Origin of the sequence: Phyllobacterium sp. (assembly GCF_037994405.1) — a bacterium.
In the GTDB taxonomy this organism is placed as follows: domain Bacteria; phylum Pseudomonadota; class Alphaproteobacteria; order Rhizobiales; family Rhizobiaceae; genus Phyllobacterium.
In genome coordinates this window covers 1-10,276 of sequence record NZ_JBBNAN010000323.1, presented here as the reverse complement: position 1 = coordinate 10,276, position 10,276 = coordinate 1, and the positions used below count along the sequence as shown (strand labels likewise).

At 58.1% G+C, this 10,276-nt stretch carries 11 protein-coding genes and 1 pseudogene; 2 read left to right on the top strand and 10 right to left on the bottom strand.

The features are described from left to right. Nucleotides 1–169, bottom strand: a 169-nt coding sequence (locus AAAC48_RS18040) for a sigma factor-like helix-turn-helix DNA-binding protein (RefSeq protein WP_340655507.1), incomplete at its 3' end; no start/stop codon positions are given. Between the two features lie 210 nt (nucleotides 170–379). On the opposite strand from AAAC48_RS18040, the gene AAAC48_RS18035 reads away from it, so the two are divergent. Then, nucleotides 380–1,129, top strand: a complete 750-nt coding sequence (locus AAAC48_RS18035; RefSeq protein WP_340655506.1) for a hypothetical protein — start codon at nucleotides 380–382, stop codon at nucleotides 1,127–1,129. On the opposite strand, the gene ptsP is transcribed toward AAAC48_RS18035, so the two are convergent. Genes ptsP through AAAC48_RS18010 form a run of 5 tightly spaced genes read right to left on the bottom strand, consistent with a single transcriptional unit; the run spans nucleotide 1,117 to nucleotide 5,824 of the window. Further along, nucleotides 1,117–3,102, bottom strand: coding sequence for a phosphoenolpyruvate--protein phosphotransferase (ptsP, locus tag AAAC48_RS18030; RefSeq protein WP_340655505.1), 1,986 nt, complete (start codon nucleotides 3,100–3,102; stop codon nucleotides 1,117–1,119). The two genes, AAAC48_RS18035 and ptsP, sit on opposite strands and share 13 nt — an antisense overlap. Nucleotides 3,103–3,145: 43 nt before the next feature. Further along, nucleotides 3,146–3,523: a PTS glucitol/sorbitol transporter subunit IIA gene (locus tag AAAC48_RS18025; protein ID WP_340655504.1), complete on the bottom strand. Its 378-nt coding sequence runs from the start codon at nucleotides 3,521–3,523 to the stop codon at nucleotides 3,146–3,148. A gap of 28 nt (nucleotides 3,524–3,551) precedes the next feature. Next, on the bottom strand, nucleotides 3,552–4,568 hold the full coding sequence (locus AAAC48_RS18020; protein WP_340655503.1) for a PTS glucitol/sorbitol transporter subunit IIB: 1,017 nt from the start codon (nucleotides 4,566–4,568) through the stop codon (nucleotides 3,552–3,554). A gap of 21 nt (nucleotides 4,569–4,589) precedes the next feature. Further along, a complete protein-coding gene (locus AAAC48_RS18015; protein ID WP_340655502.1) occupies nucleotides 4,590–5,348 on the bottom strand; it encodes a PTS glucitol/sorbitol transporter subunit IIC in 759 nt (252 codons plus the stop codon). Between the two features lie 41 nt (nucleotides 5,349–5,389). Next, entirely contained in the window at nucleotides 5,390–5,824 is a 435-nt protein-coding gene (locus tag AAAC48_RS18010; RefSeq protein ID WP_340655501.1) for a transcriptional regulator GutM, read from the bottom strand. Nucleotides 5,825–5,996: 172 nt separating this feature from the next. Between AAAC48_RS18010 and AAAC48_RS18005 the strand changes: the two genes are divergently transcribed. Continuing rightward, nucleotides 5,997–6,635, top strand: coding sequence for a hypothetical protein (locus AAAC48_RS18005; RefSeq protein ID WP_340655500.1), 639 nt, complete (start codon nucleotides 5,997–5,999; stop codon nucleotides 6,633–6,635). Here AAAC48_RS18005 and AAAC48_RS18000 read toward each other — a convergent pair. From AAAC48_RS18000 to AAAC48_RS17985, 4 genes and pseudogenes are all read right to left on the bottom strand, one after another. Continuing rightward, a complete protein-coding gene (locus tag AAAC48_RS18000) occupies nucleotides 6,616–7,938 on the bottom strand; it encodes an acetoin dehydrogenase dihydrolipoyllysine-residue acetyltransferase subunit (RefSeq protein WP_340655499.1) in 1,323 nt (440 codons plus the stop codon). The genes AAAC48_RS18005 and AAAC48_RS18000 overlap by 20 nt on opposite strands. Before the next feature lie 3 nt (nucleotides 7,939–7,941). Beyond that, entirely contained in the window at nucleotides 7,942–8,940 is a 999-nt protein-coding gene (locus tag AAAC48_RS17995) for an alpha-ketoacid dehydrogenase subunit beta (protein WP_340655498.1), read from the bottom strand. After that, nucleotides 8,937–9,977 (bottom strand): thiamine pyrophosphate-dependent dehydrogenase E1 component subunit alpha, encoded by a 1,041-nt coding sequence (locus tag AAAC48_RS17990; RefSeq protein ID WP_340655497.1) that lies wholly within the window; start codon nucleotides 9,975–9,977, stop codon nucleotides 8,937–8,939. Before AAAC48_RS17990 ends, AAAC48_RS17995 begins: the two co-directional genes overlap by 4 nt. A gap of 54 nt (nucleotides 9,978–10,031) precedes the next feature. After that, nucleotides 10,032–10,276 (bottom strand): annotated as a pseudogene (locus AAAC48_RS17985) (homoserine dehydrogenase); the annotation flags it as partial.

Below are 10,276 nucleotides of genomic sequence, written 5' to 3'. Positions count from 1 at the left end.
TCTTGACCTCGTTGCGTGCCCGCGCTTCGGCCAGCATGCGCACAATGGTCACGCGTCCGACGCCGAGAATCTCGGCAATCTCGTTCTGCGTCATCTGCTCGATATAGTACATCCAGGCGGCGCGCATACGCATCCGGCTGATCTTGGTGTCCGGTTGCCCCACGTCCAATGGAGTCTTTTGGGGGCTATTCGTTGTACCATTCGTTCGCTTGCGTCGATCGGTCAATCGTCTCCCCCTTTGATTGATTTCGTTCCCTCGGCAGCAAGTCCTGTGCCAAGGACAACGTATTATTCCCAGTACACTCCACCAGAATGTTGTTTAGCAAGCCATGAAAAACAGATACAAAGTCTTATCCACTTGCGAGCAGAGGTTTGCCATATGATCCGGGACATTTCGAACGAGATCGTCGTCAGTCTGAAGGATCGGTTGCGCGATGTCCGTCACTTGATCAGGGCGAGCCGTCAGGGTGCGGTGCCGCAGAACCTGCCGGATATCCTGTTCGGCACAGCCGCGCGCGCGGTGGACAAGGCTCTGACCGCAGCCGAGACCATCTCGATTTCCCTCGTATCGCAAGACCCGGCGGCCCATTCGACAACGATCGAGGCGCGCAGTCTCGACGTCTATTTCCAGGGGGAAACGGGCAAGGGCGAGGCGCTCTTCCGGCGCGACACTTATTATCTGACGAAACGCATGCTGAGCGTTCTTGGATCGAGCAATGCGCTGATTCATGAAGCAACATTCTCCGCTGTCCATGCCACGATGGTTCGCCGTCACGGCGCGAGCATGCTGGCGGCGAAGAGAGAGGGCGGACTTACCGACATTGCGGCAATCTGCGCGAACCTCGCTGTCGAACTCCAGTCGCACTACCATTCCCAACCTTTGACACTGCCCGCGCACCACGAGGCTCAGCCGGACACAGAGACCGAATATCTGTGCTTTGCATCGATAGCCCTGGCCATAGGCCTTGCCACCTATGCCGATCATGAACCTGGCGAAGAGCGGCTCGTTGAAAGCGCCCTTCTGGCCTTGCAAGCACGGCAGGACAAGTTCGAGCACGCCATCCATGGTGCGGATCGCACCGAAGCCTTATCGGATCTCTTTACCTTCCTGATCCCTCACCTGCCCTGAGACGCAGACGCCAGATCCAGCACACACTTCTTCGCGCGCTGGATCGATGACGGGCTCATGCTGAGCTCCGTCAGCCCCATCTTGACGAATGTCGGGATCAGGTCCGGGCGACCGGCCGCTTCGCCGCACATGCCAACCATGATGCCCGCTTCGACGCCCGCCCTCGCCGTCAATTCGATCGCCGCCATCACAGCCGGATGTGTGACGTCGTTGAGCTTGGCGACCGTCGGGTTAAGCCGGTCGGCCGCCATGATATATTGCGTCAGATCATTCGTACCGATGGAGAAAAAAGCGACTTCCCTCGCAAGCATCGGCGCAATCATCACCGCCGCCGGCGTTTCGACCATGACCCCGAGATCGAACGCAGCATATACCTTGTTTTCGGCCTTCAATTCTTCTGCACATTCCTCAATCACCACGCGGGTCGCACGGACTTCATCAAGACCGGAGACCATTGGCAGCATCACCTTGATGTTGCCGTGTACGGCGGCCCGCAAAAGCGCGCGCAATTGCGGTTTGAACACATCCGGACGGTCCAGGCACATACGAATGCCACGCCAGCCGAGGAAGGGATTCTCCTCATCTGGAAAATCGACACCCGAAATTGGCTTGTCACCGCCAATGTCCAGCGTGCGGACAATGACGGGATAGGGGGCGAAAGCCTTGGCGAGCGTCGCATAGGTCTCGGCCTGCAGATCTTCCGAGGGCAGATGGATATGCCGCATGAACAGAAGCTCGGTTCGGAACAGCCCGACGCCCATGGCACCCGCTTCCTGTGCCGCTTCTATTTCTTCCAGCGACCCCAGATTGGCGGCGATCTCGATGATGGTACCATCGGCGCGTTTGGGTTTTATGTCCTTGTAAGCCTTCAGCGCCTGCCTCTCGGTCTCTGCCTTGCCAATCTGCTCGTGAAAGCGATCGGCTGTCGCCTGATCGGGATCGGCGAAAACATCACCATTATTTCCATCGAGCGCAACAGCCTTGATATTCCGCAGTTCCTGTACGGACCGGCCCAGCCCCAAGACGGCGGGAATGCCATGCGCACGCGCAATGATCGCGACATGCGAAGTTGCACCGCCATGCCCGCATATGACGCCGGCAATGCGCTTGAGCGGAGCGCGAGCCAAGTCCCAGGCGCCGATATCGTCGGCAATCAGGATCGCACCTGCCGGAATGCCATCAAGATTGGCATCGTCCTGTCCGAGAAGCGCAAGGCAGATCTGCCGCCCGACGGCGTTCACATCATCAGCACGCGCTACAAGGTAAGGATCATCCATCGATGCGAAATCGGCGGCGATCTTTGACGTCGCGCCAATGACAGCAGACACCGCATCGATACCGCCATTGACGAGTGTCGTCGCAGCAACCGTCAGTTCGTCATCGCAGGCAATATCCTTGAGCGCGGCAATGATACCGCGATCGCTTTCCGCCAGGTTCTTGGCTGCCAGCGATTTGTCCATCCGTTGCTGTACAGTGGCGAAGGCCTGCTTCAGCCTCGCATTCTCATTTGGAATTTCATCCGCCCCAAGCAAGCGGTTTTCATGCTTGATCTCCGCAGGAAAGAACCCGAAGGCGGCTCCGATGGCAACGCCTTCGCTTGCCCCGACGCCCCGCATACACGCTGCGCCGTTCAATTCAGCTGGCCCGGATGTTGCCAGCGGCCTGGAGAGAGTAGCCGGCTTTGCTTCAATCGCAGGGGCACCCTCTTCTTCAGTACCGGAACGCGGATTCTCGAGATAGCCGATCAGCGCCTCGATGGCCTCGATCGCATCAGCACCCGTTGCGCGAACCGTGATTTCCTCATTCTCCTTGACACCGAGTAGCATCAATTTGACCGAGCTTTTCGCGCTGACCGATTTGTCTGCCTTGACGAGCTCGATGTCCGATTCGAAACTCTTGGCGAGTTTGACAAATCGGGTGGCTGGCCGTGCATGCAATCCGTCATGCACCCGCACTATGGTCGAGCGTTCCATTCAATTCTCTCTTTGGCAGTTCATTCTGTTTCAGGTCAGCCAATTATCCAATGGTAATCGTCGTTCCCACCTTCAGGGCTGACACCAGTTCTTCGGTGTCGATCTCCGAGGCACAAATCTCGCCCGGCCGCTCAACCTGTGCTGAACCGTTGAACGTGATGACCACGTGTCCAATATCCTTGACCTTCTGCCAAGCATATTCACCAATCCCGGTAATCTTCGCAGAAACGTCACCGATTTGGATTGCCGACCCCACAGGTGGGGTCGTGTCAGAAGGTTTGCCTTCAACGCTGTGGAGGATCGAAACTTCTGCGAGTTCAGGCGGCGCGCCATCGGCGAACAGGATGACAACGCCTCCCGCTGCGAGATCCGCCACCTCAGGCCCGACGGCTGTTACCCGTGTTTTCAATAGGACTGACATGATGGCGAACCTCTTTTCTTGTTGATGTTTAGAATACGATCAGGCTGACGACCCAAGCAATCAGCACCGAAACCGGGCCCATGATCTGGCGGCTGATCAGCACCGCCGGAACACCGATCTCGATCGTCTTGGGCTTGGCTTCACCAAGCGCCAGACCGACCGGAACGAAGTCGCAGCCCACCTGCGTATTATAGGCAAACAGTGCCGGCAGAGCCATTGCCGGCGAGATTGTGCCATTAGCAATCTGCGGGCCGATGATCGCCACACCGATGACCTGTGCGATAACCGCGCCCGGTCCTAGGATCGGCGACAGGAATGGCAGACCGCAGATGGCCGAGATGATCAGCAAGCCGACGATATTATTGGCAAGCGGGCCCATCGGCTGGGCAAGCACATCACCAATCCCCGTATAGAGGATGAAGCCGATGAGCATGGTCACGAACGCCATGAAGGGCAGAACGTTGCGCACGACCTGGTCTATGGTACGGCGGCCGGCATTGAAGAAAATGCCAACCACGCGGCCCATAGCCCGGCCAATTGTGCTGATGAAGCCTATCAAACCGCCCTCACCTGTGTCAGAAGGCGCCTGCGTGCGGCTCGCCATGGAGGCCGCAAGTTCCGCCGGTGTCGGGTCTGATCTTGCTCCGGCAGCCGCTGCGGGCTGCGATCCATCGGCAAGCTCGATATTGCCTTCCTTAACACCGGAAACGTAGATGTCCTCGGTGATGAACTGGGCGAGAGGTCCTGCCTGGCCGACCGGCGTCAGATTGACGGTTGGGATGCGCTTACGCGGATAGACCCCGCAGCGAGCCGTGCCGCCGCAATCGACGACGACGACGCCCATTTCACCTTCGACGGGCGGTGCCTTGAAACCATCGACCGCCTCACCGCCGGTGAGTTCAGCGATACGGCGCGCCACTGGATGGATTCCGCCGCCAGTGACTGACACGACCTTGTTGCGCTGCGGCGTCAACTGGACGACCAGCGGGCCGCCCCAGCCATTCGAGCCCTTGGAGATTGTGACTGCTTTATACGTCTTGGACATTGGTTCTGCTCCCACCCCGAATTAAAGCTCGATGCCCTGACGGCGCGCCATGATGGCTGTAATGCGCTCGGTCAGCATGCCTTTGAGCAAGATGACGACCAGACCAACGAGCGCATACCAGATGGCAACGTTGATGTGATAGCCGGTGGGAACCGCACCCTTTTTCTCCAATTCGAGAAGCGCGACGAGGATACCGCCCCAGACGAAATATTCGCCGGGATTGATGTGCGGAAACAGGCCGAGCGGCGGATGAACGTAGGAAACCGCCGCATCGTAGAAGGCGGGCTTATACTTTTCTTCGAGAAACGATCCAAATGTGTAGGCCATCGGATTGGTCAGGAAGAACACTGAAAGAACCGGCAGCACGGTATATCGCGTCAAGGCGATACGCCCTGCGCCGCGAGCGATACCGTGAACCCGCTCTTCGCCGACCAGTTCAGTCAAGGCATAAAACGCAGTCATCAGCACGACCAGCGTTGGGATGATGCCGGTGACGAACCCGGCAAAAACCTCGCCGCCCTTCTGGAAAATACCGATGAAGTATTTGCCTGCGCTTGTCAGCCAGCCGAGTTGCTCTTCCTGCTGGACATTCTTCAGCTTATTCTTGAATTCCTCGACGGAGATATCGCCCGTCGACTGGGCAAGCACCACGAGATCATTGCCCGCATGGGTGATCGCCTGCTTGCCGTGAAGCGCAGCATCCGAGACCATCGACCCGGCCACCGAAATGTGGTGTGCGGCGATGTCGGCATGTTGCGCCAGCATTGTTAGAATTGACATGTTCCCTCCTCCTTATCGACCGTCTTCCAAAACAGCCGTCCCTATGCGTTGACTGCCTTAATCCCAATTAAACCCCGCCGTGTCGGTTCCGCTCTCGCCTTGTCTATCTGTTCGATTGCCCGTTCTGCCGCCTTGGCCAGAGCTGGGTCCTCCACACCGGCCATGACCGGATCTGTACGCAGTGCACTGAGCGAGATGCCCTCGAACTCCTCGCGCCGCTTGAATTTCGCAAAAACCGACCGGCCGCTCATAACCAAAAAGCGCTGAACTATAAGATCCGGGGTGACAACGATGAGCACAATTACTCCCTTGCCAAGACGACCACGAACATTGCCCGCGCCGACAAATCCATCATTGTATCTGGAGGTGATGCCTTTCATCACATCGCTGTAGTGGCGCATCTGGTACCAGACGCCAAGTGATTGCAGCGCCCATAAAAATCCAAGGGCCAGCAATCCCCATTGCCACATCGCCATATCTTCAACCTCCCAATGCCCGATCGCCAACATATGCTATGATCGAGCGAAAAAATATAGAACATTTGTTTCTTGTAATGTCAATATGTATGATTTCTGCAAGCGTTGAAAACTTGGCTTATGCTGCGCAAAAGCGTATGACGTGCTACACTAAAGTTGAAAGTGAGAAGGCATGGATTTTCAGTTCAGAGACGAATTAATCCACATGCCGGATTTGCGGCATCGCCTGCGCCGACTGCGTTGGTTTCGCATGGCTTTTCGCAAGAATGCGGCAGTCATTGCTGAACATTATGGCTATCATTTCGCCATCGATGAAACCAAGCTGACACGGGCCTTCCTCAACTGGATCGAGACGGTCGAGAAGCAGAAATCCTACTCCAGCATCGATAGAAAAGATTTCATCATCTTCGCCTCGGGCCTTGTCCTCAAGGAGTTGATTACGGAAGCGCCGGCGAAGGTCGACGGCGAGCCCAAGCATGGCGATTCTCAAGCTTCCGAGATGCAGGATATCATCGCATTCTGGCCCGAAGGCTTCCTTTATACCAACTACTGTGTCGGAGCTATCGCGGCGATCTGCGAGCAGGAATTCGGGGTTGCACCTAAAATCGACGCATGCGCAGACGATCTGCGCACGTGGTGGTCCTACCGTGAAAATGTCCGCGAAATGCCGGGCTATGCGATTGCGTTTCTCGACAAGTTCCTTGGCGCCGAGCCAAATTGGGTCATGCCAAACCTGGCTTCCGCCCGCAGCGCCATCCAGCGGGCGATGCTCTCGTCAAAAGCTGGTAGCACTACCTTACCGACTGACTGACCTCGCGCAGGATCCGCATAATTTTCTCGCGCCGCTCCAGCTGCGGCATGTGCCCAGTACCCGCAAAGAGGTGCACGGCAATTTCACCGGGCAAGCCCGCAGCATGCGCTGCCGGGATAACACGGTCTGCAGCACCGAAGATGACGCGAACCGGGATCGCCAGATTGCCGAGGCTTTGCCTTATATCGAAAACCTGAGTGCCGTCGGCAAAAAACCGGTCGGCAACAAGCTGCTGCGCATCACGCAACGCCACATCCTGTGATTGCGCCAGCGTGGCCTTGACGAATGGCTTGGTCAGCAGGCGTTCGTCCTGCACGAGCTGCTTCATCCAGGCGACGAGGCTTGCCTCCGTGCGGGCGCGGACAAAACCTGAAAGGAATGCACCATTGATTTCCGGACCAAGCCCGGCCGGCGCGATCAATGTCAGGGCGCGAATGTCGAGATTGCTGCGAGCAGCGATCTCTGTCGCGATTGCGCCGCCAAGGGAGTGCCCGACCAGGACGATCGGCCCCGCATGACAGGCGGCAATAGTTTGCTCGACCAGGCTGGCGATACCGTCGAGATCATCCGGAATAGTGTGGGCCGAGCCGCCGTGTCCCGGCAGGTCAACGGCCAGGATCGGATTGTCCAGCGTTCCGACACCGAGCATCGGCCGCCAGCTGTTGAGATCGGACCCGAAACCGTGGATCAGTACGAGCGGCGCACGGCCGGAACCATTGCCCTCACGCAGCCAAACAGCATGCAGCGGTGCATCCACGCCTTGAACGACTGGCGAATGAACTGGCGCAGAAGGTTTAGCAGTATGCGCAACGCCGCTCTCGACGTCTTTCTTCTGAATACGGCCTTTCGGACCAGATCCCTTGAGCGATGCGAGATCGATGCCGGCCTCCCGCGCGATGCGCCGCGCCAGTGGCGTAGCCCGGACTCCATTGGTGGCTTCAGCAGCAACCGGAACCGGCTTTGCTGGCGCAGTTTCGACCAGTTGAACCGCAGGCTTGACCTCTTCGACTGCTGCAGGTTTTTCGGCTTTCGCCTCGGCCGGTGCCGCCGCGCCGTAGGCCTCGCCCTCCGCGTAGATCCAGGCCACTGCCTGGCCAACCGGCACAGTTGTGCCCTCCTGCGCCTTTACATCGCGCAGGATGCCCGACGATGGCGCATCCACTTCCATCGCTGCCTTGTCGGTTTCGATTTCGAACAGCAGCTGGCCTTTGGATACACTGTCGCCATCCTTGGCATACCAGCGTGATATCTGGCCGCTTTCCATATCCATGTCGACCTTGGGCAGGATCACTTCGACGGGCATGACCTAACGAACCCCTTTGACGAGATCGCGCGCGCTCTTGAGAATACCCGGCACTTGCGGCACCGTGGCTTTCTCAAGCTCCGGATTATAGGGAATTGGCGTCTCGGCGCCGCCAAGGCGCACGATCGGCGCGTCGAGATAGTCGAAAGCTTCGCTCTCCGCGATCATCGCGCTCACTTCCGCACCAACGCCCAGCGTTTTGACACCTTCATAGACGCACATAAGCTTCGACGTCTTCTTGACACTGGCGATGATTGTTTCCTTGTCCATAGGACGCACGGTGCGCAGATCGACAACCTCGACGCTGACGCCTTCCTTTGCGAGCTCCTGCGCCGCTTCCAGTGCCTTGTGCACCATGATGGCAGAGGCAACGATGGTCAGGTCCGTGCCCTCCCGCACCACGGCGGCCTTGCCAATCGGCACGGTATAGTGGCCTTCGGGAACTGGCCCCTTCATCTTGTAGAGAAGCTTGTGCTCGAAGATCATCACAGGATCGGGATCTTCAATTGCGGCAAGCAACATGCCCTTGGCATCGTACGGCGTCGAAGGCTGGATCACTTTCAGGCCAGGAACGTGACCAAACCACGCTTCAAGACTCTGGCTGTGCTGGGCGGCAGCACCGGTGCCGGAGCCAGCCGGGAAACGCATCACGAGTGGTACAGAGACAGCGCCACCCAGCATGTAGCGGATCTTCGCCGCCTGATTGACAATCTGTTCCATCGCGAGCGCCGCGAAATCCGAAAACTGGAATTCAAAGATAGGGCGCATGCCTGTCAAGGCTGCACCGACGGCAACGCCTGCACCGCCAAGTTCCGAGATCGGCGTATCCATCACCCGGTCTTCGCCAAAACGATGCACGAGATCGCCGGTCACCTGAAAGGCCCCGCCATAGACACCGATATCCTCGCCCATCAGGAACACGCGATCATCCGCTTCCATGGCGATGGCCATAGCCTCCTGGATCGCTTGCGAATAACTCAGTTCGCGGATTATCTCGTTCATGGAATGTCAACCGTGTAAACGTCGCGTGCCAGATTATTGAGGTCTGGCGATGGGCTGTTCTTGGCAAACTCGATCGCTTCAGCGATTTCCTTTTCGGCGTCGGTGCGGATCGCCTCAATGTCAGCATCATTGACGAAACCGAATTCCTTCAGCTGATCTTCGAACAGATGGATGGGATCGCGATTGGTGATCCAGTCCTCGATCTCTTCCTTGGTGCGATAGCGGTTGCGGTCGCTCTTGGAATGGCCGCGATGGCGGTAGGTCTTGCACTCGATGAGCGTCGGCCCCTCGCCCCGGCGCGCCCGTTCGACCGCCTCGTGTGAGGCTTCGGCGACGTCAGACAGGATATTGCCGTCAACGATCACACCCGGCATGTTGTAGGCGGATGCACGGTCGGCGACATTGGCGACTGCCGTGGAGCGCTTGGTCGAGGTCGACATGCCATAGCCATTGTTTTCGCAGACGAAAATGACCGGCAGTTTCCAGACCGAAGCCATATTGAGTGCCTCGTGAAAAGCACCCTCATTGTTGGCCCCATCGCCGAAATAGGAGATGACCACCTTGCCGTTCTTCTGCTTCTTCGCCGAAAGGGCGGCGCCGACGGCAATCGGAATACCCCCGCCGACGATGCCATTGGCACCAAGATTGCCCTTGGAGACGTCGGCGATATGCATTGAGCCGCCGCGGCCCTTGCAATAACCGGTTTCCTTGCCGAAGAATTCGGCGAACATCTTTGAGACTTCCGCACCTTTGGCGATGCAGTGGCCATGACCCCGATGGGTCGAGGTGATCATGTCATTTTCGACGAGCGGCAGGGAAATGCCGACTGCGCTTGCCTCCTGCCCGATGGAAAGGTGCATCGTGCCGTGGATAAGACCGCGCGTATAAGATTCCTCGGCGCCTTCTTCGAAGCGGCGGATGAGGTACATCTTGCGCAGCGCTTCCTTCAGTTGTTCCGGGGGATAATGCCGGAACGCGAAGGGAAGATTACTGCCATCATCCTTTAGCTTGGCATTTGAACTTCTGGCGGAAGCCATGTCGGCGCTCCTTGTCTGGTGGCCTTGATCTATCTCAGTCTTCAAACCCGGTGTTCACCCGCCATAGACGAGCTTGTCCTGTCTTGCCCTGAGTTCGACGATCTTCGAGCCGGGGGCGGGAGCGGCATTGGCGCTGGTGATGAGTGCGCCCTTCCTGATCGGCTGGGTGACGCTGCCGCCCTGCAACAGGCCGCAGGGGATGGCGCCGGCGCTGCGTGCTTCGGCGGCCGTCATGATCCAGGCGCGGTAGCAATATTCGCCGATGGCATCGAGCCTGTCGCCCGGCTGCAGATCCTTCT